22 protein-coding genes are annotated in these 26,387 nt (G+C 61.2%); 11 read left to right on the top strand and 11 right to left on the bottom strand.

Translation table 11 applies throughout. From position 1 onward, the window contains the following. Window positions 1-20: 20 nt before the first annotated feature. Window positions 21-905: a LysR substrate-binding domain-containing protein gene (locus ACO550_RS18610; protein ID WP_315598187.1), complete on the bottom strand. Its 885-nt coding sequence runs from the start codon at window positions 903-905 to the stop codon at window positions 21-23. A gap of 169 nt (window positions 906-1,074) precedes the next feature. Here ACO550_RS18610 and argC point away from each other — a divergent pair, with 169 nt between their 5' ends. Further along, window positions 1,075-2,010 carry an N-acetyl-gamma-glutamyl-phosphate reductase gene (argC, locus tag ACO550_RS18605; protein WP_315598186.1) on the top strand — a complete coding sequence of 312 codons (936 nt, stop codon included), beginning with the start codon at window positions 1,075-1,077 and terminating at the stop codon, window positions 2,008-2,010. On the opposite strand, the gene ACO550_RS18600 is transcribed toward argC, so the two are convergent. Beyond that, window positions 1,985-3,091 (bottom strand): phosphotransferase, encoded by a 1,107-nt coding sequence (locus ACO550_RS18600; RefSeq protein ID WP_315598198.1) that lies wholly within the window; start codon window positions 3,089-3,091, stop codon window positions 1,985-1,987. The two genes, argC and ACO550_RS18600, sit on opposite strands and share 26 nt — an antisense overlap. A 52-nt stretch (window positions 3,092-3,143) precedes the next feature. Continuing rightward, window positions 3,144-3,932 carry an SDR family NAD(P)-dependent oxidoreductase gene (locus ACO550_RS18595; protein ID WP_315598185.1) on the bottom strand — a complete coding sequence of 263 codons (789 nt, stop codon included), beginning with the start codon at window positions 3,930-3,932 and terminating at the stop codon, window positions 3,144-3,146. Window positions 3,933-4,180: 248 nt separating this feature from the next. Here ACO550_RS18595 and ACO550_RS18590 point away from each other — a divergent pair, with 248 nt between their 5' ends. Continuing rightward, window positions 4,181-5,869 (top strand): long-chain-fatty-acid--CoA ligase, encoded by a 1,689-nt coding sequence (locus ACO550_RS18590; RefSeq protein ID WP_315598184.1) that lies wholly within the window; start codon window positions 4,181-4,183, stop codon window positions 5,867-5,869. 110 nt (window positions 5,870-5,979) lie between these two features. Next, complete coding sequence (locus ACO550_RS18585; RefSeq protein ID WP_315598183.1) at window positions 5,980-6,999, top strand: zinc-binding dehydrogenase; 1,020 nt, start codon at window positions 5,980-5,982, stop codon at window positions 6,997-6,999. Between the two features lie 21 nt (window positions 7,000-7,020). On the opposite strand, the gene ACO550_RS18580 is transcribed toward ACO550_RS18585, so the two are convergent. Continuing rightward, entirely contained in the window at window positions 7,021-9,891 is a 2,871-nt protein-coding gene (locus ACO550_RS18580) for a winged helix-turn-helix domain-containing protein (protein ID WP_485994929.1), read from the bottom strand. 408 nt (window positions 9,892-10,299) lie between these two features. On the opposite strand from ACO550_RS18580, the gene ACO550_RS18575 reads away from it, so the two are divergent. From ACO550_RS18575 to ACO550_RS18560, 4 genes are all read left to right on the top strand, one after another. Then, window positions 10,300-11,274, top strand: coding sequence for an enoyl-CoA hydratase-related protein (locus tag ACO550_RS18575; RefSeq protein WP_315594463.1), 975 nt, complete (start codon window positions 10,300-10,302; stop codon window positions 11,272-11,274). A 57-nt stretch (window positions 11,275-11,331) separates the two neighbouring features. After that, window positions 11,332-12,210: a glyoxalase III HchA gene (hchA, locus tag ACO550_RS18570; RefSeq protein WP_485994928.1), complete on the top strand. Its 879-nt coding sequence runs from the start codon at window positions 11,332-11,334 to the stop codon at window positions 12,208-12,210. A gap of 210 nt (window positions 12,211-12,420) precedes the next feature. Then, complete coding sequence (locus ACO550_RS18565; RefSeq protein ID WP_315594464.1) at window positions 12,421-12,912, top strand: hypothetical protein; 492 nt, start codon at window positions 12,421-12,423, stop codon at window positions 12,910-12,912. An 87-nt stretch (window positions 12,913-12,999) separates the two neighbouring features. Further along, window positions 13,000-14,007 carry a phosphotransferase enzyme family protein gene (locus ACO550_RS18560; RefSeq protein WP_315594465.1) on the top strand — a complete coding sequence of 336 codons (1,008 nt, stop codon included), beginning with the start codon at window positions 13,000-13,002 and terminating at the stop codon, window positions 14,005-14,007. Between the two features lie 229 nt (window positions 14,008-14,236). On the opposite strand, the gene ACO550_RS18555 is transcribed toward ACO550_RS18560, so the two are convergent. The 5 genes from ACO550_RS18555 to ACO550_RS18535 form a co-directional block, all read right to left on the bottom strand. Further along, window positions 14,237-15,124, bottom strand: coding sequence for an SMP-30/gluconolactonase/LRE family protein (locus ACO550_RS18555; protein ID WP_315594466.1), 888 nt, complete (start codon window positions 15,122-15,124; stop codon window positions 14,237-14,239). Window positions 15,125-15,145: 21 nt separating this feature from the next. Then, on the bottom strand, window positions 15,146-16,108 hold the full coding sequence (locus tag ACO550_RS18550; protein ID WP_315594467.1) for a tripartite tricarboxylate transporter substrate binding protein: 963 nt from the start codon (window positions 16,106-16,108) through the stop codon (window positions 15,146-15,148). A gap of 114 nt (window positions 16,109-16,222) precedes the next feature. After that, a complete protein-coding gene (locus ACO550_RS18545) occupies window positions 16,223-17,215 on the bottom strand; it encodes a Bug family tripartite tricarboxylate transporter substrate binding protein (protein WP_485994927.1) in 993 nt (330 codons plus the stop codon). Window positions 17,216-17,259: 44 nt separating this feature from the next. After that, window positions 17,260-18,486: a CoA transferase gene (locus ACO550_RS18540; RefSeq protein ID WP_315594468.1), complete on the bottom strand. Its 1,227-nt coding sequence runs from the start codon at window positions 18,484-18,486 to the stop codon at window positions 17,260-17,262. Continuing rightward, complete coding sequence (locus ACO550_RS18535) at window positions 18,483-19,409, bottom strand: hydroxymethylglutaryl-CoA lyase (RefSeq protein WP_485994926.1); 927 nt, start codon at window positions 19,407-19,409, stop codon at window positions 18,483-18,485. Before ACO550_RS18535 ends, ACO550_RS18540 begins: the two co-directional genes overlap by 4 nt. A 103-nt stretch (window positions 19,410-19,512) precedes the next feature. On the opposite strand from ACO550_RS18535, the gene ACO550_RS18530 reads away from it, so the two are divergent. Together ACO550_RS18530 and ACO550_RS18525 are read left to right on the top strand one after the other, a co-directional pair. After that, the gene (locus ACO550_RS18530; protein WP_315594470.1) at window positions 19,513-20,241 is read left to right on the top strand and encodes an IclR family transcriptional regulator domain-containing protein; all 729 of its coding nucleotides are present in this window, start codon (window positions 19,513-19,515) and stop codon (window positions 20,239-20,241) included. Between the two features lie 170 nt (window positions 20,242-20,411). Beyond that, window positions 20,412-22,268, top strand: coding sequence for a sulfatase family protein (locus ACO550_RS18525; protein WP_315594471.1), 1,857 nt, complete (start codon window positions 20,412-20,414; stop codon window positions 22,266-22,268). Here the strand turns inward: ACO550_RS18525 and ACO550_RS18520 are convergent. Next, a complete protein-coding gene (locus ACO550_RS18520; RefSeq protein WP_485994932.1) occupies window positions 22,240-22,362 on the bottom strand; it encodes a hypothetical protein in 123 nt (40 codons plus the stop codon). The two genes, ACO550_RS18525 and ACO550_RS18520, sit on opposite strands and share 29 nt — an antisense overlap. Before the next feature lie 42 nt (window positions 22,363-22,404). Beyond that, the gene (locus tag ACO550_RS18515; RefSeq protein WP_315594472.1) at window positions 22,405-23,340 is read right to left on the bottom strand and encodes a LysR substrate-binding domain-containing protein; all 936 of its coding nucleotides are present in this window, start codon (window positions 23,338-23,340) and stop codon (window positions 22,405-22,407) included. 253 nt (window positions 23,341-23,593) lie between these two features. On the opposite strand from ACO550_RS18515, the gene aspA reads away from it, so the two are divergent. Further along, window positions 23,594-25,027: an aspartate ammonia-lyase gene (gene aspA, locus ACO550_RS18510; RefSeq protein WP_315594473.1), complete on the top strand. Its 1,434-nt coding sequence runs from the start codon at window positions 23,594-23,596 to the stop codon at window positions 25,025-25,027. A 51-nt stretch (window positions 25,028-25,078) separates the two neighbouring features. Beyond that, the gene (locus ACO550_RS18505) at window positions 25,079-26,386 is read left to right on the top strand and encodes a cation:dicarboxylate symporter family transporter (RefSeq protein WP_315594474.1); all 1,308 of its coding nucleotides are present in this window, start codon (window positions 25,079-25,081) and stop codon (window positions 26,384-26,386) included. The last annotated feature ends 1 nt before the right edge of the window (window position 26,387 follow it).

Genomic DNA, 26,387 nt, shown 5'->3' with positions numbered 1-26,387 from the left:
GCCGCTTCGCAGTTCGCCCCCTACCCCGCCCGCAGCGCCCACAGGGCCTCCAGCACATATTCCGTGGCGCGGTCTACCCGTTCCCCGCTGTGCGCCAGCCCCAATCGCCGCCACAACGCCGGCCGCAACGGCCGCATCACCACCCGCGCGTCCGGTGCCGGTGTGGTGACCTCGTGTGGCAACAGCGCGGCGCCATAGCCGGCCGCTACCAGGCTCTTGATGGCATCGTTGTAGTTGAGCTGGATACGTGGCACCGGCCGGTGGCCACCGCTGGCGAACCACTCGGCGGTCAGGCGCGACAGGCGCGTGGTGTTGTCATTCAGGATCAGCGGACGCGTTGCCAGCCAGGCCGGCGTGATGCGCGCCGGGCAAGGCCAGCTCGCGGGCAGGAACGCCTGTACGGGATCGCGCCGCCAGGGGCGGATGGTCAGCCCCGCCACGCGCGCCTGTGGCAGCGCCACCAAGCCAATTTCCAGCGTGCCGGCGGCCAGTCGCGCCAGCGACTCCTGCGAGGTCAGCACGGCTACCTGCACATCGATGTCGGGATGCCGCTCCGCCAGCATGGCCAGCGCCTGCGGTAGCAGGTGGGCGATGGCGCCGGTCGAGGCGCCCAGGCGCACGCGGCCGGTCAGTCCCTGCACCTGGCGCTGCACATCGTCCAGTGCGAGGTCGGCATCGCTCAGTAGCCGGCGCGCCCGTTCGACCAGGGTCTCGCCAATCGCTGACGGACGCACCTCGCCGCGCTTGCGCGTCAGCAATGGCGCACCGACGCGGGCCTCCAGCTCCGCAATGTGCAGGCTGACAGTAGGCGGTGCCAGGTGCAACGCACGCGCGGCTTCGGCAAAGGAACCCAGGTCGGCGATGGCGACGAGGGTACGCAGGCGGTCCAGGCTGATCTCGCGCATGGTGCGGCGCTCCGTTGAAGGCGTATCAGGATATCGTTCAGAAAACCTGAATTTCATCATCATGAAATTCAACTTTCCCGATTCTATCCGGTGGCGCAAGATCACGCTTCCGGTACCAGCGCCGCATCGGCCGGGCCGCCACCATCACGCCATCTCCGAGGATCCACCCATGCGCTACCCGCTTGTATTTATCGACGGCGACCAGGGCACCACCGGCCTGCTGATCCATGAGCGCCTGCGCGGTCGCGACGACTTGCGCCTGCTGACGCTGCCCGCCGGCCAACGCAAGGATCCGCGCGCCCGTGCCGACGCCATCAACGGTTGCGACATCGCCATCCTGTGCCTGCCGGACGGCGCCGCACGCGAGGCGGTGGCATCCATCGTCAACCCGGCGGTGCGGGTGATCGACGCCAGTTCGGCACACCGCACGCAGTCCGGCTGGACTTATGGCTTTCCTGAAATGGCCGCCGACCAGGCGCAGCGCATCGCGAGCGCGTTGCGCGTCAGCAATCCAGGCTGCTACCCCACTGGCGCGATCAGCCTGCTGCGCCCCTTGTTAAAGGCCGGCCTGCTGCCGCCCGACTACCCCCTCGCCATCCACGCGGTATCAGGCTATTCGGGTGGTGGCCGCACCGCCGTCGACATGTACGAGGGTCCAGAGGACAACCATGCCCTGCCCTTCCAGGTCTACGGCCTGGGCCTGGCGCACAAGCACGCGCCTGAAATCCAGCAGCATGTGGGTCTGACACGGCGTCCCGCGTTCGTGCCAGCCTATGGCGCCTTCCGGCAAGGCATCGTACTGACCGTGGCACTGGAACTGGACCTGCTGGCACCCGGCACGGACGTCGACAAGCTGCACGCCTGCCTGGCCGACCACTACGCCGGCGCCCGCCATGTAGAAGTGATGCCCCTGGCCGAATCGGCCGCCGCCACTCGCCTCGACCCGCAGGCACTGAACGGCACCAACGACCTGCGCCTGGGCGTGTTTGCCAACCGCGAGCATGGACAGGTGCTATTGGCGGCGGTGTTCGACAATCTTGGCAAGGGCGCTTCGGGGGCGGCAGTGCAGAACCTCGACCTCATGCTGGCCCAGGGAGCGGCGTAGGTTCACCAGAGAGGCCGTCTTGTTCCACGTTTCCTGAATGCAGGGTTCGATGCCGGACGGCCTCATGGCGCATCGCATAGTGCCATCCCAGATCGGCTATCGGCCCAGCTTTGGCGCCGGTCTCGACAGCATCCGCAGCCGCCGCGTTACCTTGCCGGGCCCTCTGCGCGATGCCGAACATGATGGCAGCCAGCCGGAACAGGTTGTAGGCAATGTAGAAGTCCCAGTGTTCGATCCCCTCGGTGCCATTGGCTGCGACATACCGCTGCAGATACGCCTGCTCGGTCGGGATACCGAGGCTCTGGAAGTCGAGGTCGGCGATACCGCGCCACAGCGATGACGGGATGTGCCAGCTCAGGCAATGATAGGCAAGATCGGCGAGCGGATTTCCGAGCGCCGACAATTCCCAGTCCAGCACGCCGATGACCTTGGGCTCGGTGGCATGGAAGACCAGGTTGTCGAGGCGGAAGTCGCCATGAATGAGCGTCGTCTGCTCCGCTGCAGGGATGTTTCTTGGCAGCCAGTTCATCAGCGCTTGCATGGCGGAGCTCTCGCGCGCGCCAGTGGTGCAACTCTGGCGCGTCCACCCGGCAATCTGCCGCGCCAAGTAGTTGCCGCTCGGGCTGTAATCGGAGAGCCCAAGCTGTCGAACGTCAAGCCGGTGCAGCGACGCGATCACGCGATTCATCTCGGCGTAAATGGCGTCGCGCTCGGCGCGCTGCATGCCTGGCAGCGATTGGTCCACCAGGACCCTGCCCTCCAAATACTCCATCAGGTAGAACGGGCTGCCAACCACGGACGTGTCTTCGCTGTACAGGTACACTGCGGGGACAGGCACATTGCTGCCCTGAAGCGCACGCATCACGCGAAACTCTCGGTCGATGGCATGCGCCTTGGCCTGGACGTTGCCAACAGGCTTCATGCGCAGCACGTAACGGTGTGCGCCCGAGACGACCAGGAAGGTCGGATTGGACTGGCCCCCGGTCAACTGAGTGCTCGTCAGCGACGTCTGGTCGATCAGCCCGCGCGCATGAAGCAACCGGGCTAACGCATCCCAATCGCGGCGAGTCGTATGGTTCATTGGATCGTTCATTGGATCGTCCTTTGGCTGGTGTGGAGAACGGCGGGACGCATCACAGCGTGCCGACGAGATGTCCGCCATCCACGGGCAACACCGTGCCCGTGATGTAATCGGAGGCTCCCGATGCCAGCAGCAGCAATGCGCCATCGAGTTGCGAGGGCTGTCCAAGGCGTCGCTGCGGGATTCGCCGGACCATTGCTTGTCCGCCATCTGTCTCGAAGAAGGCCCGATTGATATCAGTGGCGAAGTACCCGGGCGCCAGCGCGTTGACGCGGATGCCATAGCGCGCCCATTCCAGCGCGAGCGATTGCGTCAGGTGAATCAGCCCGGCCTTTGCCGCCGTGTAGGCGGGAACCTGCTGGGCCACCCTCATCCCCAGGATCGACGCAATGTTGATGATGCTGCCTGGCCGGCCTGCGTCCTGCATCTGCTGGGCAGCGCACTGCGCCACGCGCCAGGCACCTGTCAGGTTGGTCTCGATGACCTGGCGCCACTCCTGTTCCCTCGTTTCCAGTGCGGGTCCTGTGGTTGCAATACCAGCGCTGTTGACAATGATGTCCACGGTACCAAGCGCCTGCCCGGTCTGGAAAAGCGCACCCGATACCGAATCTGGATCGCAGACATCCAGCCGCACGACACATCCGCTGCCGCCCGCCGCCGAAATTTCGGCCAGTAGCTTTTCACCATCCGCCGTGCGCCTGCCGGCAAGCGCGACCCGGCATCCTGCATGTGCCAGCGTCAACGCAAAGTGGCGGCCAAGCCCGCCAAATGCGCCGGTGACAAGCGCCACTTTGCCTGCCAGGTCGGGAAAGACGGGGGATAGGCGGTTTGTAGATTCCATGGTTGCAGTCTCCTTCGATGCCGTGGACGGAGCAGCGTTCTTCCATGCCTTGGGTCGGTCTGCCGCTCCTCAATGGCTGCCACATTAAGCCGCGGCCTTCGATTCGCCAGCCACCCTATCGGGGAGCCCCCCTGTCCAGGCCGGCCAGCTCCCCGATTGGGGGGCTGGCATGCGGAGCCATGGCGCTTACGCTGCCAGGCATCCAGCGGCCAATGCGCCCGCATGCACCACGATCGAGGAGCCCTTCCATGTCACGGCCTACCCCGCCCACCCCTACCCGGCCCACCCCTATCCCGCGTACGCCATCGGCGTACGCCTATCCACTGCTGATCAAGCAACTGCTGCATGCCCCGTTGGCGGTCAACCCGGAGCAGGAAGTCGTCTATCGAGGGCAGGTACGGCATTCGTACTGGACCATGCGGCACCGCATCGGCCAGTTGGCCAGTGGCCTGGATGCGCTGGGGATTGAAGCGGGTGACACGGTTGCGGTGATGGACTGGGACAGTCATCGCTACCTCGAGGCCTACTTCGCCATCCCGATGATGGGAGCCGTGCTGATGACGGTCAATGTGCGACTCTCGCCAGAGCAGATCGCCTACACCCTGAACCACGCTGGCGCCAGGCTGTTGATACTGCACGTTGACTTCCTGCCCGTGTTCGAGACGATCCGCGACCAGCTGAAAACCGTCGAGCACCTGATCCTGATCGGCGAGGACGCACTCTCGATCGAGAGCACACCGTTGCCCGAAGGATTCGAGGCCGAGTACGAAGCGCTGCTGGCGGCGGCACAGCCCGACTATGCCTTCCCCGATTTCGATGAGAACGCGCGGGCGACGACCTTCTACACGACCGGCACGACCGGCTTGCCCAAGGGCGTGTATTTCAGCCATCGGCAGATCGTGCTGCATACCCTGGCGACCATGAGTGCGCTGACCGCTGCCCCCCGACAGGGTCGGATACATCGCGACGATGTCTATATGCCGCTGACGCCGATGTTCCATGTTCACGCCTGGGGGATGCCCTTTGTAGCTACGGCACTCGGCATGAAGCAGGTCTATCCGGGGCGCTATGCCGCGGACCAACTCCTGCGGCTGGTGCAAAACGAGCGGGTCACGTTTTCGCACGGCGTGCCGACGCTGCTGCACATGATCCTGTTTCACCCGGAATCGGCGGGTATCGATCTCAGCGGCCTGAAGATCATCATCGGCGGATCGGCACTGCCGCGCGGGCTGGCGCAGGCCGCCATCGATCGCGGCATCGATGTATTCACCGGCTACGGCATGTCGGAAACCTGCCCGATTCTCACGCTTGCGCAGGTCAAGACGACACTGCTCGGCGATCCCGCCACCGAGCTTGACACGCGTACCAAGACCGGGTTGCCCATTCCTCTGGTCGATCTGCGCATCGTCGATGACGACATGCGCGACGTTGCGCACGACGGCAAGGCCAGCGGCGAGATCGTGGTGCGGGCGCCGTGGCTCACGCAAGGTTACCTTGGCAATGCAGCGGAATCCGAACACCTTTGGGCCGGCGGCTACCTGCATACCAGCGACATTGGCTCGATCGACACCGATGGCTATCTGCAGGTCACCGACCGCATCAAGGACGTGATCAAGAGCGGCGGCGAGTGGGTGTCATCGCTTGAGCTCGAAGACCTTATCTCGCGTCACGCGGCTGTCAGCGAAGTCGCCGTCATCGGCGTGAAGGATGCGCGGTGGGGCGAACGTCCACTGGCGCTGATCGTGCTTCGAGCGGGACTCTCTGCCGAGGTCGCCGAGATCCAGGAGCATCTGCGCGATTTCGTCTGCCGCGGCGCCATCTCGAAGTACGCAGTGCCAGAGCGCGTGCTATTTGTCGACGCCATCGAGAAAACCAGCGTGGGCAAGATCAACAAGCGACTGCTTCGCGAACGATACCAGGCCGCGCACTCCCTCTAGGCGTCTTTCTTTCCGGATCCGTCCAGAGGCGCCGGCGTGGCGCCGCCGCGGCATCGAACCATTGACGACGGATATCCGCGTCGCTCTCTAAACGTTCATCACGACATTCCATGACTTCGCTCTTGCATAACATCCCCGATACCATGACGGCCATCGAGATCAAGCATCCCGGCGGCCCCGAGGTACTGGTGCCCACGCGGCGACCTGTGCCCATACCCGGCACGGGCGAATTGCTGATACGCCACCATGCGGCAGGCGTCAACGGCCCCGACGTGTTCCAGCGCAAGGGGCTCTACGATCCGCCTCCCGGCGCTTCCGACATCCCGGGTCTTGAGGTGGCGGGCGAAGTCGCGGCCCTCGGCCAGGGCGTTACCGGATTCAAGGTCGGAGACCTCGTCTGTGCCCTGATTCCTGGGGGTGGATACGCCGAGTACAGCGTCGCCAGCGAGCACAATACCTTGCACCTGCCTGATGGCCTGCAGTTGGTGGAAGCTGCGGCGATGCCGGAAACCTTCATGACCGTCTGGCTCAACCTGTTCCAGCGGGGCAAGTTCACCCGTGGCGACACCGTGTTGATCCACGGCGGCGCCTCCGGCATCGGCACCACGGCCACCATGCTCAGCAAGGCGTTTGGCGCGGCCAAAATCATCACCACCGTGGCGTCGGACGCGCAACGCGACGCCAGCCTCGCACTTGGCGCCGATTACGCAGTCAATTACCTGGAAGAGGATTTTGTCGACGCCGTGATGCGCGTCACCGACGGCAAGGGCGTCGATGTCGTCGTTGACATCATTGCCGGCGATTATGTCCCGCGCAACTACGCTGCCGCGGCCATCAACGGACGCATCGTGCAGATCGGTGTCATCAAGGGCATCGCCAAAGAAGTCGACCTGTTCCCGATGCTGACCAAGCGCCTGACCCATATCGGCTCGACATTGCGCTCACGCACGCCCGAAGAGAAGGCCGAGATCATCCGCGAACTCGAGGCGCAGGTCTGGCCGCTGATTGCATCTGGCGCGGTCAAGCCACGCATCTACCGGACATTTGCACTGGACCAGGCGCGAGCCGCCCATGAGTTGATGGACTCTGGCACCCACATCGGCAAGATCGTGCTCACGATGGGCCAGTAGTTCTGGACGTCGCGCCCGCAGCTAGGTCTGCGGTGCGCTTCGATCCACCACCCTGGGCAGGTCACGGCCCAGACCGCTGCGTACAGCCTGGATGCGGGAATTGACGTTCAGCTTCTCAAAGATGTTCTTCAGGTGCCATTTCACTGTTTCCGGCGCGACGCGAATGGCCCGGGCGATCTCCTTGTTGGATAGCCCTCTGGCCACGTAATCCAGGATTTCCACCTCGCGAGCACTCAGTCGGCTGGAAGCCAGCGGCTCGACGGCGTATTCGGTTTGGTATTGCGCGGCGTTGTGCCAGGAGGCAGTGCGCGTGCCGTCCCCTGCGCCACCCGGCGCATCGAATCCGGTGCATAGCCCATCCACATACCAGGACTCGATCTCCGCAGGCAGCGTCTGCTGATGGCGCAGGCCATCCAGGATCTCCCTCGCCACCGGACCGGCGTCAAGGAAAACGCGCCGCAGACCGTTCTCCTGACCATACGCAACGGCCGCCAGCATGGCTTGCATGGCGTCCGTACGTTGTCCGGCGCCATGCAGGGCGACAGCAAGGGCCACAGAAATCTGGGCGCCCAGATACGGCATGCCTGCTGCGCGCACTTCAGCCTGGACGCCCTGCAGGATCGGCACGGCATCCGCAGGCCGGCCACGGGCCACCAGCAGACGGCAGTGCGCCACCTGGAAGCGCTGCCAGGTCTCCAGGTAGCTGCCCTGAAGGCCCGCAGGCCGCTGCCCGACCAATGCGTCCAACTCATGGCCGATCCGCGCGGCGCGCCCCAGGTCACCGGACCGGATACTGATCCGCATCGCCTCGGCCTTGCATGCGACTTGCATGCGCAGCCATTGCCGGCTCCTGGCAACGGCTTCCGCGTCTTCGATAATTCTGAACGCGTCATCCTGTTTGCCCGCTAGCAATTGCAACCGCGCCAGCGTCATGCAAAAGCCGACCAGCGGGCCGAGCGAACACGATTGCAGCGCGATTTCAAGCCGCCCTTCCAGCAGTTCGGCGGCCCGTTCCAGGTCATTCCATTCATAGTGGATGGCGGCCAGGTATCCGACCGGAAGTACCGATGCGGCAGACTGCGGGCCAGCGCGCACGTTGGATTCGCGCAGCACATCCTCCAGGGTCTGGACCGCCTCGCCAAGCCGGCCTTGCACGAAGAGGCTCAGCCCGACCATGCTCTGCCGATAGACCATGGCGTAGATCGGCGCGTTTGCCCCGGTACCGAACGTCAGCGTGCGGCGCAACTGCTCGATCTCCTCGAACCCCGACGCATAGCTAAGCCCGAAAATAAGCGTCGTCAGGCCAATTCCTTCGGCCCATGAGCCATCTGCCGGGCCCAGTTCCAGAACCTTGCGTCCAAATTCCAGAGAGCGCTGACTTTCGTCAGACAGGCCAGCGATCAGCGCCTTGACCGCCTGCAACTCGACCCGGACCACCTCGGTGACGGGCAGCTGCCCGCCCGCGATGTCCTCCTCGACCGCCTGCAATTCCTGCCGGGCCGCGACCGTTTGCATCGTCAATGAAAGCGCCCAGGCATGCGCCAGCCGCAAACGAAGCCGGCCACGCACCGCCTCAACGGGAAGTTTCGCAACCCAGCTCAGGACGGTGCGCACATCGCTAGCCTCCACCAGGCTCATTGCGCATTGCTCGACCCAGCCGGCGGCTCGATCGCCATCGCCGGCCGCCAGGGCGTGCCTGACCGCTTCCGCCCACAGCGCTTGCGACGCAAACCACTCACTAGCCCGGCGATGGAGCCCGGCAACGTCGTGCGGCCGTTCCCGGACCAGACGTTCTCTCAGATAATCGGCAAACAGCGCATGGTAGCGATACCAATGGCCCTCGGCGTCCAGCGGCCTGACGAGCATGTTGCGTGCCATCAGCCACTCGAAACTGGCATGCGCCTCGGTGGAGCCTGTGAGCGCATTGCACAAAGGCACCGACATCCGTTCCAACACCGCGGTCTGCAGGAGAAAAGCCTGCAGCGGCTCTGGAACGTGAACAAACACGTTCTCGTTCAGATACGCTTCAATGCTGCGCCGGGCGAATGGCAGGCGCTCCGAGAAAACACCGACCTGTTCATTCGCGCTCAATGCAAATGACGCCAGTTGCAAGCCCGCCACCCACCCTTCGGTCGCACGCAGGAGCGTCTCGGTCTGCGCCGCGCTCAACGCATGGCCAGAAACGGCGGAGAAAAAAGCCTGTGTCTCGGCGCTGTCGAAACGCAGGGCTTCAGCATCCACCTTCAGCAATTGGTCCCGGGCTTCGAAGTAGCTCAGCGGAAACGCCGGTTCGCTACGCCCCGCGACGAGCAGATGCAGGTTCTCTGGCGCATGGCGCAGCAACCGGAACACCGCCTCGTGAATGGCCGGAGATGCCAGCCGGTCGAAATCGTCCAGTACCAGCACCATCTGGCGCGGCAGCTCCAGCACCGCATTGAGGAACTCGGCAAACATCACGTCTACCGGCGCAAGCGGGTCAGGCTCCAGGCGACGGGAAACCGCTTCGCCGGCTTCTTTGCATGCGCGCCTTGCAGCGGCAAGCAGGTAGGCGCCGAACTGATACAGGTCGTCGTCATCGCGGTCGACACTCAACCAGCCAATGGCACAACCTTCCTGTTCAAGAATCTTCTTCCATTCCGTCAGCAATGACGTCTTGCCAAACCCAGCCGGGGCGACCATTACCGTCAGCTTGCGATCCAATCCGCGGCGCAATTGCTCGATGGCCCGCTGACGATGAACATAGTGCCGCGTCCGCGGCGGCGCAAGCTTGGTCAGGATCAGGGCCGGACGTAACTGGGCCGGTTGCGTGATGGCAGGCGGCGATGACGGGAGGGCTTGCAGACGGCGATCGGATCCCACTGTAGTTTTGGTCAAAGTGCGGATATCTCGCATGAAAGAGCCCCGGCCCCAAGCCGATGACCAACGCGGCCGGCCTCAGTGCCGGACTCAGAGACCGGCACTGAGCACTGCCCTCGCCGACCAGGTCCGCGTACGACTGTAATAGATGATCGCCGAAACCAAAGTCAAGCGACAAGGGCAAGTGATGCTGTCAAAAGGGGGGGCGATGGGGGGGAAACAGCAGGGGCAAAGGGGAACGTCCCATCGACGCAAATTCGTTGCCATCGGCATGCATGATTCGCGCTGTGCCGTGGGCCCTTGGCGCGCCGAGTTTCGCATTGCACGGACCTTTCCTGACACCTAGACTGAAGTCCCCGCCGGTTGGGGAGGATCCTTGCAAACGCGGCGGCGATACGCGGATCATTGCGTTGGTGAAGCTTGCACCCTCAAGGAGAGCCTGCCATGTCGAATCTTTCACGACGTTCCTTCGTCCAGTCCATCGGCGCCGCAACACTCGCGCCAGGCGTGTTGCTTGCCGAAGCCGAGGCTGGGACCGGGACGGCGGGGACGGGAAGCTCCGTACCGCCCCAGCGGACCGGCACGAACTACGCCGATTACAAACACATCCAGGTTAGCCAGAACCGTGGCGTCGCTACCGTCACGTTGAACTATCCGCCGTTCAACCTGCTCGACGAGGTACTGTCGGACGAGTTCGACCGGGTGACCCGACAACTGGAACAGGATGCCGCGGTACGCGTCATCATCCTGCAGAGCGCCGTGCCGAAGTTCTTCATTGCGCACTCGGGCTTGCATCGTGTCGGGCTGGCACCGAAGACTACTTCGAATACACGCACTTTCCGCCTGACCCAAATGCTTGGCGAGCGTCTGCGCAACATGCCCAAGGCTGTCATCGCCAAGGTCGAGGGCATCGCCCGTGGCGGCGGCTGCGAGATCGCGCTGGCCGCGGACATGTGTTTCGCCGCCATCGGCAAGGCTGTGTTCGGGCAACCGGAAGTCGTCTGCGGACTGGTTCCCGGCGGCGGCAACACACAGCGGCTGCCACGGCGCATGGGGCGCGCACGCGCGCTCGAGGTGCTGCTGGTCGGCGGAGACTTCCCCGCGGAACTGGCCGACCGCTATGGCTACATCAATCGTGCGCTACCGGCCACGGAACTTGGCCCATTCGTGGACCAGCTCGCCCGCCGCATCGCGACCTTCCCCACCATCACGATTGCCCACCTGAAGAAGGCCGTGGACATGGGGTCTGACGTTTCCTTCTCCGAAGGGTTGCTGGTGGAAGCGCACGAGGCTGATCTTTGCGTCGCCAACGATTCGATACAGGCGCGCGTGAAGGCAATACTCGATGCCGGCGCCGAGACCTATGAGGGCGAACTCCACTTCCCCGACCTGGGCGCGAAACTGCCGCCCGCCGATTAAGCACCAGACTAAGCGCCAAATTCAGCGCTACACCCGCTCATCGTTCAAACGGAGCCCATGATGACGTCCCAAACAGACAACAAGCAGCCTACGCCTGACCCAGCCGAGCGCAAGGCGTTCTTCCCATCGCCCTACTCACTCTCGCAATTTACATCGCAAAAATCAGACCTCTCGGACGCCGACTATCCGGACGCCTATCAGGGAGGTCGCTGGAAGATTCTGTTGGTGGCTGCCGATGAGCGCTACCTGCTGACCGGAAACGGGACGTTCTTTTCGACTGGCAACCATCCCGTCGAGACCCTCCTGCCCATGTATCACCTGGACCGCGCAGGCTTCGAGTTCGACATCGCGACTTTATCGGGCAATCCAACCAAGTTCGAATGGTGGGCCTTCCCTTCGGAAGACGCGGAAGTAAAAGCCCTCTACGCGAAGTACGAGCAAAAATTCCAGCAGCCGCTCAAGCTCGCTGACGTAGTGGATAGCCTGGACAAGGACACCAATTACATTGCCGTATTCGTCCCCGGGGGACATGGGGCCCTGATGGGCCTACCGTTCAGCACAGACATGAAGGCGACCCTGCAATGGGCGATGAAAAACGACAGGTACGTCATCACGCTGTGCCACGGCCCTGCCGCCCTGCTTTCCGCCGGCGTCGATGAGCCCAACGGGGGAGACCTATTTCAGGGCTACCGAATCTGCGCATTCCCGGATGCCCTGGACAAGCAGACGCCGGAAATTGGCTACATGCCCGGTCCGTTGCGCTGGTTCTTCGGCGAGAAGCTTGCCGCCATGGGCGTTGAGATCATCAACACCAACATTGATGGCAGCACGCTCCGGGATCGCAAGCTCCTCACAGGCGACAGCCCGTTTGCGGCCAACAATCTTGGCAAACTAGCTGCACGCGCGTTGCTGGATGAAGTGCATAAAGCCAGCTGACCGCTAGTTCTCGCACCGCGGCGCGGGCTGCTTCATGCAAGCCTGCACCGCGCAGCCATCCCGACCGAAGTGTAGTCATACGGTCAATTCGCCATCGAATGGCTTGGTGTGCGTCAGCACACAATTGTCATTCGTTATCTTTCGATTTATCGATATGCTGAAGCATGCGTGGCGTTCTAGACCAAAAACCTCGGGCGAAAGGATACGGAGATGGCCAGGATACGCTTGCTTTTGCTGCTAGCATTCACCACGCTGCATTCTTTCGCCTGGGCCGCCGAGTTGTCGGACTCGGACGCAGGCACGTATGAGATGCTAAAAGCAGATCGTACGCCAACTGGATTTCTATACAAATTCAGCCGCTCCGGCAACAAATGGATTGCTTTCGCTAAATCGCCCGGCAAAGAGTGGAAGAATATGTCCTGCGATCCTGGCTGCGAATATAGAAACAGTACCGCGAAAGATATTCAGACCTTCTTTCCTCCCAGCTTCAGGGAGGAAAATGAGCTCGCCTGCATCCAGAATATCGCTCAAGTCTTCTGCCGATTCGTGCCTGTCAACGAGCCGCGGAGTCGAGGCTATGTTTTCATCATTCTCGTGACAGGAAAGCCGATCCCGGTGAGGACTCGGAGGGTTGCAAACGAGCCGTCTGCCGCGATTTCCAAAAGCAGTCGCCGCGACGAACGTGGATCTGCGTCGCATTGACTATGACGCAATCCCGAGGCAAGCCGAAGCAGTGAGTGACGAGGTGGTTTTCTGAACCCCTCCTCCATCCACCATGCTCATCGATCCATGACTGTGAATATCGAAATCGCCCAAAGCACTCCGTCCACGGCGGCCATTGCAACAGCGGTTAGCCTGGGTTACGCGCTTGGCTCAGTGGTGGAATGCGAACTGTTGCGACGCGGCTTTAACCATGTCTACGGACTTCGCTTTAGCGATGGCCGACGCGCCGTAGCACGTCTTTGCGCCCGCCGCCCACGTGGCGCGCCCAATATCGAGTATGAAGCAGCACTACTGCGCCACCTGAAGTCAGCTGGCGCTCATGTCGCGGCGTCGCTGCCGGCCCGTTTGGGCGTTGAGGCGATTTCGATGGACCTTCCCGAAGGCAGCCGGCCCTTGATGCTGTTCGAGTATCTTGAAGGTGAGCCGCCCGATGACGCTTTGGTCGACATTGAAGCAACTGGCCGCGGACTCGCCCTTCTTCACGAGGCTGGCCAGCACTACAGCGGCCCGGCAAGCCGGTATGCGCTTGAGCTCCCGCAATTGCTTCATGCTTCGGTTGATCGTCTCTGCACAGCACCAGCGCTTGACGATGGACTGCGAGACGAGCTCCTCACCATTGCCCAGCGGCTGGACGCTCGCCTCAGCGCAACACATGGATTGAGCCACGTGAACTGCCACGGCGACTGCCATGGCAGCAATAACTTCATGACCGATGGCCCGGATGGCAGCCGCATCGCATCGTTCTTCGATTTTGACGATGCTGGCCCAGGCTGGCTAGCCTACGAACTCGCGGTCTATCTGTGGGCGATGCTGCCGCGTACGGCAGGCGCCGAACTGGATGCACGATCAAAAGAACGGTGGCTACGCTACATTGCCGGCTATAGCAGCATCCGCCCCATCGAAGCCGCGGACTTTTCCGCCATAGCCCCGTTTGTCGCGATACGGCATTTTTGGCTCCTGGCAGAATATGCCGGCCGAATCGATGTCTGGGGAACGCAGACGTTGAACAGTGCCACGTTGCGAAGGAGCGCGCAGTTGTTGTCCCAATGGGAAGCGATGGAGATACCCCAATGAGGCAACCGGGGCCGCCATCGCGGCCAGAAGTCTTACTTCGTACCGGCGGCCAGCAGATATTTACGGCACACGATGCTGGAGACCTCACCCTACAGATGGGGTATGCGAGGCGCTGCGATACGGTGAACTGAGGAAGCGGCCACCATTCGATCAATGGCAACCGCCAAGGAGAAAACTGCCGATACGGACCACCAAGACTTTGTGTCGGGCGACCAGCTCTCAAGCAAACCTACAGCGTCGCACGGAGGATCGTTCCAGTCTCTGACTCGGTCACGAATACTTCCAGGGATGCTGAGGGACCGAACGTAAGGTTTGTTGTTGTCGCTCCCGTTGGACTCGTCAGAATGCGTTCAGGCTCGCCTCTGCGGTTCAGAATCCAGACGCAGCCCAGGCTTGCGTGTGCAACGTACAGACGGCCTTCCTTGTCCATCGCCAGACCGTCCGGGCCACTGGCACCGTAAAAGGTAAAGAACTGGCCCACCTTCGAAACGCTGCCATCTGATTGCAGCGGAGCGCGCCAGATGCAGTTTCCACGTGTAGCGGCGACGAACAGCACCTTCTCATCGGGCGACAGAACCAGACCGTTCGGGCTCGGTACGTTGTTCAGCAACATATCCAGCTGCCCGGACACTCGCAGGCGGAAGACACGGCCCGTTGGATCGTGCAGACCTGTTTGCCCCTGGTCGGTGAAGTAGATATCCCCGCACGACGAGACAATCAGATCATTCAAGCCTTTGAAGCCTTCCGCATTCCTGCGGGACAGGATGGGCCGTATTGCGCCGGATTCCACGTCGAGTTCAAGCAGCCCCTTCTTGTAGTCCGCAATCGCAAGGCGGCGATCATCGAGAAAGGCCATCCCGTTAGGCTCACCGTCGTACTCCGCCACCAGCAACCATTCGGCCGCGGGCGAGATACGGAAGATGCGCCCGTACGGTATGTCGGTTACGTAGAGATTTCCCGCACGGTCGAAGACCGGTCCTTCGAGGAAGCTTGCGACGCAGTTTCCAGCCTTGTTGGCATCGGCCCAGTCCGACCGAGTGTTCACCTTACGGAACCGCTCAGGCATCGAAGTGAATATCTCGAGCGGCGTCTCTCTTGGCACAGTCCGGAAGTACATATGGATTCCTATCGTGACGATTTATTCTGGCTTGACGTCGGCAGACTTCGCGACGTCTGTCCACATCTTGGTATCTTCCACAATCCGGCGCGAGAAAGCCGCTGACGTTTCGCCTCCGGGCGTCGCGCCCATGCTTAGCAGGCGCTCCTTCACGTCCTTGTCATTGACGCTCTTCTGCACTTCCTTTTGCAGCAGCGCAACGATCTCAGGTGGCGTGCCTTTGGGAGCAGCCAGGCCGAACCAATTGCTGACGTTGTATGTTTTCAAGCCTGCTTCGGCAAATGTGGGGACGTCCGGCGTGGACGTCAGCCTTGCGTTACCGCTTACGGCGAGAGCTCGCGCCTTCCCTCCCTTGATCTGGGGAATCGCGGTCGGCGTAGCGGTAACAAGCACGTCAACGTTGCTGGCTACCAGTCCCATCAGTGCATCGCCTGCCCCTTTGTACGGAACGTGTGTCATCTTGATTCCAGCTTCCCGTTCGAACACGGCGGCGGCGAGATGGGTCGAACTGCCTGCACCACCCGATCCAAAATTGAGCTTGTTCGGATTCTTCCGCGCGAAGTCAATCAACTGCTGAAGCGACTTGAACTGAGACCCCGCCGGTACGATGAGGATGACCGGCGTCTGCGCGATCACGGTGACAGGCACCAGATCCTTGGCATGATCCCATGGCAGTGTCTTGAACAGCCCCGGCAACATCGTGTAGGTCGTGTCGTTTGCCAGCAGGGTGTATCCATCGGGCGTCGCGCGAGCTACCTGCACGGTTCCGATCGTGCCGCTGGCGCCCGGCTTATTCTCCACGACAAACGATTTGCCGAGGTTTTCGGAAAGCTTTTGTGCTGCCTGCCGCGCGACGAAATCGGTGGTTCCGCCTGCCGAGTACGGCACGATGACACGGACAGGTCTCGACGGATAGGGGTCGGCTGCCATTACTTGCGCAGAGATTGTTAGCGATACTAAAGCGATGACGAACTTCGGGAACATGTCAGTCTCCTTGAGGCTGCTATTGGGCAGCTCGGCAGGCTGCCGGCCCAGGGGGCGGAAGCGGTTCTGGTGAAACTAGGTTAATGCACTCAAACCAACAGGTGGGCTCGGTAATCAGTTGTCCAACTTGATGTTCGCTTCCCTGACCACGCCTCCCCACTTCGCATGCTCGGCTTGCATGAACGCGGTGAACTCGGCAGGCGTGCCGCCCAAAGGCTCCGAGCCTTCGGCGTGAAGCTTCTCAATCGTCTTGGGGTTCTTGAGCGCCTGTTGCAGACGCGCATTGAGTTGATCAATGACCGCTTGCGGCGTGCCGGCCGGCGCGACCAGCCCCGTCCATGCGCTCGACTGGAACCCTGGGAAGCCAGACTCCGCTACCGTTGGGACGCCAGGAAGTGCGGGCAGGCGCTTCGGCGAGGTTACCGCCAAAGCGCGCAGCTTCCCCCCTTGGAGCATGCTAAAGGCCGACTGCGGTGTAATGAAGTAGAAGTCCGTTTGCCCACCGAGGAGGTCGGTCATGGCAGGCCCCGCCCCTTTATAAGGAACATGAAGGAACTTCACCGCCGCCTTGCGCGCGAGCAACTCGCCCGACATATGCCCGATCGTTCCATTGCCCGGTGACGCCATTCGGACGGCACCAGGCTTCGCCTTGGCCGCCGTCACGAGATCGGCAAGGGTCTTGAATGGTGAGTCCGCCTTCACCACCAGGATGACCGGCTGTGCGGCAACCAAGCCAATCGGTGCGAAATCCTTAAGCGGATTGAACGGCATTGATCGGTACAGCCAAGGATTAATCGCAAGGTTGGCCGCCTGCCCCATCCCCACGGTGTAGCCGTCGGGTTGAGATTTCGCTACGGCGTCCATACCGATGTTTCCGGTCGCTCCTGGCTTGTTCTCAATCACGATAGTCCAGCCGTTCGCATCGTCGATGCGATCCGCAATGATTCGAGAGATGGTGTCGGTACCACCGGCCGGGGGCATCGGCACAATCAATCTGATGGGCTTCGCAGGGTACGCCTTTTCCGCGGATGCCCCGGTGCTGGAAAGCGCTACCGTAAGCGATGCAAGGACCGTGACAAACGCTCGTGGTGCGAATGGAATCTTCAAGATCTGTCTCCAGTATGTTTTTGCGTTCAGTGCTGGCCGCTACTTCAGGACAGAGGCCCGACGACGCCCGCGCGCTTCAACTCATCCAGCTCTGCGCCGTTTAAGCCAATCTCGGAGAGCAGTTCGAGGCCGAATTCACCGATCTTCGGCGGATTGGTCCGCACACCCGGCCGACGACCGTCCAACGTGAACGGCAAGAGCGGCGACCGGGTCGCCTGGCCAGCCCGAGGCCCTTCTGGCACAACGATGTCGGCCAACCCCCCGGTGGCAAGCAGATGCTCGTCTTCGAAGAGGTCTTGGGGCCGGGCAATTGGCGCGTAGGGAAGCCCATTCTTTTCAAAAACATCGGCGATGTCCTGCTTTCGCATAGCTGCAAGACGCTCACGCACGATAGGCATCAGCCATGGGCGTGCATCGACGCGCTGGTTGTTGGTCTCCAGGCGGTCGTCCGCAGCCAAGTCAGAGAATCCGAACGCTTCACAGAACGTCTTCCATTGCGTGTCGGAGACCACAGCGAGGAAGATTTGCTCGTCGTTGGCGACGTTGAATACGTCATAGATCGCCCAGGCGGAGATGCGGCTCGGCATCGGCGCGGCAGCAGCCCCCGTTACGGCGTACTGCATCATGTGGTGCCCGACGAGGAAAACATTGTTCTCAAACAATGCGGACTGGACTTCCTGGCCCTTTCCCGTTGACTGTCGCTCCCACAGGGCGACGATTGCACCAAGCGCGCCAAACACGCCGCCCATGATGTCGTTGACCGCTGCGCCCGCTCGCAGCGGACGTCCCTCAGGTCCCGTCATGTAAGCAAGGCCGCCCATCATCTGAACGACCTCATCGAGCGCGGTGCGATGATCGTACGGCCCCGGCAGAAAGCCTTTGTGGGAAACATACACAACACGCGGATTCAATTTGCTCAGGCTGGGATAGTCAAAGCCGAGCTTTGCCATGGCGCCGGGCTTGAAGTTCTCGGTCACCACATCTGCAGTTCCCAGCAGGCGCAAGACAAGTTCGCGGCCACGAGGATCCTGGAGATTGACGGGCAGGCTTTTCTTGTTTCGATTGAACATCGTGAAGAAGCCCGCACCCGAACCCTTTAGGCGGCGCGTATTGTCGCCGGTGGTAGGTTCAATCTTGATGACTTCCGCGCCCAGGTCTGCAAGCACCATGCCGCAGGAGGAACCCATGATCATGTGCGAGAACTCAACGACCCGAATTCCTGCGAGCGGCAACCGGGGCTGGTCTTGATTGGCGTTGGTGTCTTGGCTCATGCCCGCTCCCGAGCATAGCGAAAGTCTTTGGGCAGGCCAGCCGAGGGGACGAAACCGTAAAGCGGCTCACCCGGAAGCGCACCCGAGAGAATATTCCTTGCGGCGTTGAGCTTCTCGATATCAATTCCGGTATCAATGCCGCTAGCCTCCAGGAGGAACACCAAATCTTCGGTCACGATGTTGCCAGTGGCCCCCGGAGCATATGGGCATCCGCCCAGCCCGCCCTGGCTTGCGTCAAAGGTGGACACGCCGACTTCGAGAGCGGCCATGACATTGGCCAGGCCCTGCCCGCGCGTATTGTGGAAGTGCGCACCGCCCGCCTTCTCGCCAACTTCCGCCTGCAACCGCTTGAAAAGGCGCTTGACCTGGACTGGATTGGCATAACCAGAGGTGTCCGACAGGCCCACCTCGTCGACGCCAAGTTCGGCCATTCGCACCGACATGCGAATCGTGTCGTCGTCAGGCACATTGCCAGCGATGGTGCAGCCGAATGCGACGGACATGCCGGCCTCTATCGCAACCGTGGGGAATGCTTCATTGCGCAGGGCCACGATTGCCGCCACTTCGTCCTGCATCTGCCGATGCGTCTTTCGAATGTTGGCGAGCGAATGTGCCTCGCTGACTGACACCGGAAGCGTGATTTTGTGGGCGCCTGCTTCGAAGGCAGCTTGCGCACCTTTCAGATTCGGAACAAGGGCCGCGACGTGCAAACCGGGAATTGTGCATGCATGCCGCACAACTTCTGCTGCGTCCGCCATCTGCGGCAGCAGCTTGGGAGAAACAAAGGATGCGACTTCAATTTCCTGCAGGCCGGCCGCTGCCAAGGCGTCGATCCACCGGCATTTCCGCTCGGTGGGCATGGTTTGATGAATGGCTTGTAGGCCGTCCCGGGGGCCAACTTCACTGATGAGGACCTTCTTCACTTGACGCTCCGTTATCCGTTCCATAAGATGGAACTATGTTCTGATTTAGTGTAGGGTATGCTTTCGACGAAGGTCAACCTTCGGACTTACCCTTATCCAACTTATGCCGCGCAAGCCACAAAACACCCCGATGGCCGAAGAGGATTCGGCGCCCGGCGGGGCATCCACCGTCGATCGCGCGTTGTCCTTGCTCGACGTATTCACTTTTGAAGACACCTCCCTCACGCTCACCGAGATGGCCGAACGCGCACGGCTCTACAAGAGCACCACGCTGCGGTTGTTAGCGTCGTTGCAACACAAGGGGCTGGTTCAGCAGAAGGCGGATGGGAGCTACAGTCTCGGCCCTGGCGTCGCAAGGCTGCACGCCATTTACTCGGCTTCGTTTTCGCTTGAAGAGATCGTCATGCCCGCGTTGCGCGAGCTCATGCGCGAGACCAAGGAAAGTGCCGCGTTCCACGTACGCCAGGGCGATTTCCGGCTATGTCTCTATCGCGTCGATTCGCCCCAACCGGTTCGCGACCACATACGCGCAGGTGAATTGCTGCCTATTGATCGCGGCGCTGGTGGTCGCGTCTTGATGGCTTATTCGGGCGCCGAAGGAGAAGTCTACGAACGAGTGCGTGAAGCGGGGATAGCGATGCTGGTGGGAGACCGGGTCCCAGAACTAGGGGGTGTCTCTGCCCCGGTATTCAATGCCGCTGGCGAGCTTGCCGGTGCCGTTACGTTGACCATGCCAACCGCACGCTATTCGGAATCTTTTGCGAACCCCGTTCGGGCAGCCGCATTCAAGATTTCCACCGCGCTCGGGGGCGGTGTGCCACGCCGCAGTTAAGGCGCTCCTGATGGCGACGGGCGACCAATGATCCCTTCCCGACTCCGATCTAATCGCTGTTGTGATCCTGCGTGCGGTGGCGCACATACCGTGCGCCACGGCTTCCGGAAGCCGGCTTGTTGACACGAAGTGATATTGCTAGGCTGCATTGACGTGCGCCGGCGATGTGTATGTCGCGATCCGTAAGTCCCACCATGCGGCGCGCCATCGATGGGGAAATCAAGATGGAAAACGACCGGGATCCGGAATCGGGGCTGACTCGGCGCGATTTTCTCCGCGCTACCGGCCTGGGCGCCGCGGCGTTGGGCCTTGGCGGGGTCCACACCGCCCAGGCTGCGGCGCCCGGCACAGATAGCGCCGTGCCCTCCACGGCGAGCCAGGCGGCCGGCCCGTACAACATTCTTCTTATCCTTGTCGATCAGGAGCGCTATTTTCGGCCGGGAGAACTGCCGGTGGGCTACAGCCTGCCGGCACATGAACGCTTGATGAAGCGTGGCACGACGTTCCTGAACCACCAGATCAACTCGTGCGTCTGCACGCCGTCGCGGTCAATACTCTATACAGGCCAGCACATCCAGCAGACGCGGATGTTCGACAACACCAATTTTCCGTGGATCACCAGCATGTCGACCGACATACCGACGCTTGGTGACATGCTTCGCGACGCAGGCTACTACACCGCGTACAAAGGCAAATGGCATCTCACCAAGGAGTTCGAGACCGTTAACAAGCTTGGCACGCCAACGAAGATATTTACCGCAGAAATGGAAGCCTATGGCTTCTCGGACTACATCGGGATCGGCGATATCATTGCCCACACGAGCGGCGGCTACCTGCACGATGGGGTGATCGCCGCCATGGGGACGAGTTGGCTGCGCGGGAAAGGCCGCGATCTTGCGACACAAGGCAAGCCATGGTTTCTGGCGATGAACCTCGTCAATCCGCATGACGTGATGTTCTACGACACCGACCCGCCCGGAACCACGGTTCAGGCAATGCGCGGCCTTGCGCATGTTGCCCGCGATCCGAACGATCCGCTATATGCGAAGCAGTGGAATTTCACACTTCCGGCCAGCCACGCACAGGCGCTCGACGCACCGGGGCGTCCGCCCGCCCACCGGGATTTCCTGCGCTCACACGACGCCATGGTAGGCGCCATTCCCAACGAGGAAGCGCGTTGGCGGCGGCGACACAACTATTACCTGAACTGCATGCGCGACGTCGACCGCAATATCGCATCTGTACTGGCCGAACTCGACGCCGCGGGCCTGACCGACAAGACCATCGTGATCCTGACGTCCGACCATGGCGACATGGACGGGGCCCACCAGCTTCACGCCAAGGGGGCCGTCTCGTATCGCGAGCAGAACAACGTACCGCTGATCATCTCCCATCCGGCCTATCCGGGCGGCAAGCAATGCCGCGCCGTCACCTCGCACCTGGACATCGCGCCGACCCTGGTTGCGATGACTGGCGTGGATGCCACCAAGCGCGCGGCGCTGGTCAAGGGCCTTGCGGGCAAGGATTTTTCGGGCCTGCTAAGCGCCCCGGAAAAGGCCAATGCGAATGCGATTCGCGACGGCGCGCTGTTCTGCTACAACATGCTGGCCTACATCGACGGGGATTTCCTCTACAAGGCCGTGGAGTACCTGCAAAAGGGCGGCAAGCCAGACCAGTTCAAGAGCACAGGCATGCGGCCCGACCTGATGAAGCGCGGCGCCGTCCGCTCGGTGTTCGATGGGCGCTACACGTTCGTCCGCTACTTCTCGCCCAAGCAGCATAACCGGCCCGGGACGTTGGAAGAGCTCAACCGCTTCAATGACGTGGAGTTGTATGACCTGCAGACCGACCCGTTCGAGATGCACAATCTGGCGACCGAAAGTCGATACCGTGAGCTTGTCGTTGCCATGAACGACAAGCTGAATCGGCTGATTGATGCGGAGGTAGGCGAAGACCGTGGGCAGATGCTTCCTGGCGGCATCGATGCAGGGTGGGAGGTCACGCCGGAGACCATGGCCGGAGCGTGATGGCGAGCCGGCCGACATGTTGCATCGTCACCCATCGGCCATCGACCATCGACCATCGACCATCGACCATCGACCATCGACCATCGACCGCGATTATCGGGCGGTGCTATCGGCTCATCTTGCCTGCACGGCTTACTCAGACTGGAGCTTCGCCTTCGACGTGCTCAGACAAAGCAGTGTCGTCCAATGACTTCCATAGGTCTTGCAGCGTAGGGTTGGTGTTGGAAATCGCCCGATAGCATCTTATTTCCAGTTGAGCAGTCCAGGTGTCGTGGCCCGCCTGGACCAGGCGCCCCGCTGCGATCTCCTCCGCTACCGCGCTTACCGGTAACCACGCAATGCCGTAGCGTTCGACCACCATCTTCATCAGCAACATCGCCATGTCCGCTTCGTAGCAGCTTCGCAGATGGTACGTTACGTCGGCGCTGTTCAAGATCATGTCGACAACGCGTCCCATGAATGTCGTAGCCGTGTACGCGAGGTATGGGAGCGGATCGCCGGGAGCGCCCGGCAGCGAGAACAACGGGTTTCCGCGGTCGTCTGGCGCAGACACGGGGATGAAATCCTCATGCCCTAAAGTCAGTCCGGCAAACTTGTCTCGGTCGAGCAGGATTGGCACAAGCGGATGGTGATATCCGATCATCAGGTCGCAACTGCCTTCCGCCAATGCCACAACGGCGTCGTGAACGTTTGCAGCAACGACCCGCGCATTGAAATCGCCCGTCTGCTGATGGAACTGCTTCAGCCACTTTGGCAAGAACGTCAACGAGAGCGTATGGCCAGCGGCGATCTGGATGGAACGGCCTGGCATCTTTGCTTCCTGACGCAATTCCGACCGCAGTTCCGTTATCGCACCGACGGATTCCTTGCTTTGCTCGCAAAACCTGCGGCCGGCAGGCGTCAGTTCGACCGGGTAGGTACCACGATCTACCAGTTCGACGCCGACCCAATCTTCCAGCGATTTGACGCGTCGTGAAAGCGCGGATTGGGTAACAAACCGAAGCTCGGAAGCTCTGGAAAAGCTGCGAGTTTGCTCGATCGCCAGGAGATCTTCTATCCATTTCAATTGCATTGGGCGCCCCTTTGCGTCTGACGTTTAAAGCCCCATGAAAGGCTTGAGATTGCCGTTGCAGCGCACTGTCTGGAGCAAAAATGCAAAATAAATATGCCTTATACAATACAAAACTGCCGATAAAGTGCGCCAAAAATCGCTCATTGCAAAACTATTCTGGTATGGAATAGTTTCATTTTACATCCTCATCAAGTGGTTTCCGTTGCTCTCCTAGAATCCGGTTGCGCACCAAGGCGCACTGACAAGGGATGCGATGGCTATTCAACAAAATTTCAACGGAACGCGACGCGAGCACGACCTGCTTGGTTATCGCGAGGTGTCGGCAGACGCGTACTACGGCATTCATACGCTGAGGGCACTGGAAAACTTCCCGATCACCGGCGACCCGATCTCGAAGTACCCCGAGCTGATCGTCGCCCTGGTCGATATCAAGGAAGCCGCGGCGCTTGCAAACCTCGAATTGGAACTGCTTGATGAGCAGCGCGCCAACGCAATTGTCGAGGCCTGCAAGGCCATTCGCGCGGGCCAGCACGCGGACCAGTTTGCGGTCGATCTGATTCAGGGCGGCGCAGGCACCTCGACCAATATGAATGCCAACGAGGTCGTATGCAACAAAGCGCTGGAAATTCTGGGATGCAAGCGCGGCGAATACGACGTGCTGCATCCGAATGAACACGTCAACATGAGTCAATCGACCAACGACGTGTACCCAACGGCGCTAAAGATTGCCACCTATCGTAGCGTGCTGCGGTTGCTGGACCAGATGGCGCTGCTCGAGTCGTCCTTCGAACGCAAGTCCGCGGAGTTCCGCGACATGCTGAAGGTGGGTCGCACGCAGCTCCAGGACGCCGTGCCCATGACGTTGGGACAGGAATTCGGCACGTACGCCGTCATGCTGAATGAAGACCGCCAGCGATTGGGCGAAGCCTTGCCGCTCATCAGCGAAATGAATCTCGGTGCCACGGCGATCGGCACCGGCATCAATGCCCATCCGGACTACGCGGTTCTCGTGCGCAAACACCTGTGCACCGTAAGCGGACTACCGCTACATACCGCGCCCTACCTCATTGAGGCGACACAAGACTGCGGCGCGTTCGTTCAGCTCTCAGGGGTGCTCAAGCGGATTGCCGTGAAGCTCTCCAAGGTTTGCAATGACCTGCGCCTTCTGTCCAGTGGTCCGCGCTCCGGGCTGGGCGAGATCAACCTGCCTCCTGTGCAGGCAGGATCCAGCATCATGCCCGGCAAGGTAAATCCGGTGATTCCGGAAGTCGTGAATCAGGTGGCCTTCGAAGTCATCGGTAATGATATGACCATCACCATGGCCGCTGAGGCCGGCCAACTGCAGCTCAACGCCTTTGAGCCGGTCATTGCCTATTCACTGTTCCGCAGCATCAGCCATCTGACGCAAGCCTGCGCCACGCTTGAGGAAAAGTGCGTGCGCGGCATTACGGCGAACCGTGACCATATGCGTGAAATGCTGGACCGGTCCATCGTGCTCGTGACCGCGCTGAACCCCTACATCGGATACGCAAACTCGACCGAGGTCGCACGCGAAGCGCTGGAAACCGGCCGCAAGGTTGCTGACATCGTGTTGGAGCGAGGCCTGCTGTCTCAGAACGCCCTGAATGAGATTCTCCGGCCGGAAGTCTTGACGTCGCCCCGCGCGCCGATCGCATTCAACAAATAGGCATCGGGGCTACGAGTACCCGGTCAGACCATCTATCGGAGGAGAACACAAATGAATACAAAACGACTGACCACACATATCGTGGTTGCAATGGTGGCCGGCATAGCCGTTGGATGGCTGTGCCACACCCTGGCCAAGGATGCCCAGGCCGCGAAAGAAATGGCAGGCTATTTCGGCATCGTGACCGATATTTTTCTGCGCATGATCAAGATGATCATTGCACCACTGGTGTTCGCCACCTTGGTTGGTGGGCTGGCCAGCATGGCAGACAGCGGCGCCGTCGGGCGAATTGGCCTGAGAGCCATGATCTGGTTCATTTCCGCCTCGGCCATCTCCCTCGCGCTGGGCATGCTGCTGGTCAACCTGTTCCAGCCGGGTGCCCATTTGAACCTCACCATCCCCGAAGCCAGCGCGGCAGCCACCAACCTCAAGGTCGGCGACTTCAGCCTGAGGGGCTTTATCACACATGTGTTTCCAAAGAGCATCTTCGAAGCCATGGCCAACAACGAGATTCTCCAGATTCTGGTGTTCTCGCTCTTCTTTGGCGCGGCGTTGGCGTTCGTAAAAGGCAGCGGCAAGTCGACCCTTGTCAACGCGATCGAAGAACTGACAAAGGTCATGTTTCGCATCACGGACTACGTGATGCGCTTCGCGCCGGTCGGCGTCTTTGCCGCGATGGCGGCTTCCATCACAGTGGAAGGTGTCGGCGTTCTGGTCAGCTACGGCAAGCTGATCGGCGAGTTCTACCTCGGGCTCGCGATCCTCTGGGCAATCCTGTTCGGTGTGGGTTTCCTGTTCCTCGGCAGTAGGACCTGGCAGCTTGGGAAGCTGATCCGCGAACCAATTCTGCTCGCATTCTCGACCGCCAGCAGCGAATCGGCGTACCCGAAGACCATCACGGCCCTGGAACGCTTTGGCGTCTCCAAACGCGTGTCGAGCTTCGTCTTGCCACTCGGATATTCGTTCAACCTTGATGGTTCGATGATGTATCAGGCGTTCGCCGTCATGTTCATTGCACAGGCGTACAACATTGAACTGTCCTTTACCCAGCAACTGACCATCCTCCTGGTGCTTATGGTCACGAGCAAGGGCATGGCTGGCGTTGCACGGGCTTCCCTGGTGGTGGTAGCAGCTACGCTGCCCATGTTCCATCTTCCGGAGGCCGGCCTTCTGCTCATCATTGGCATCGACCAGTTCTTCGACATGGGCCGAACCGCAACCAATGTCGTCGGCAACAGCGTTGCCACCGCGGTCGTGGCAAAACTTGAGAACGAAACATCACCTGAGACGGTCGATGGCGCCACGGATGCCGTGCCGTCGGGTGCGCTCGCCACACAGGTGAGCGCCACGCATCCATGAA

This window comes from Cupriavidus sp. (assembly GCF_057315035.1).
This window is presented reverse-complemented; position numbering and strand designations above follow the sequence as displayed.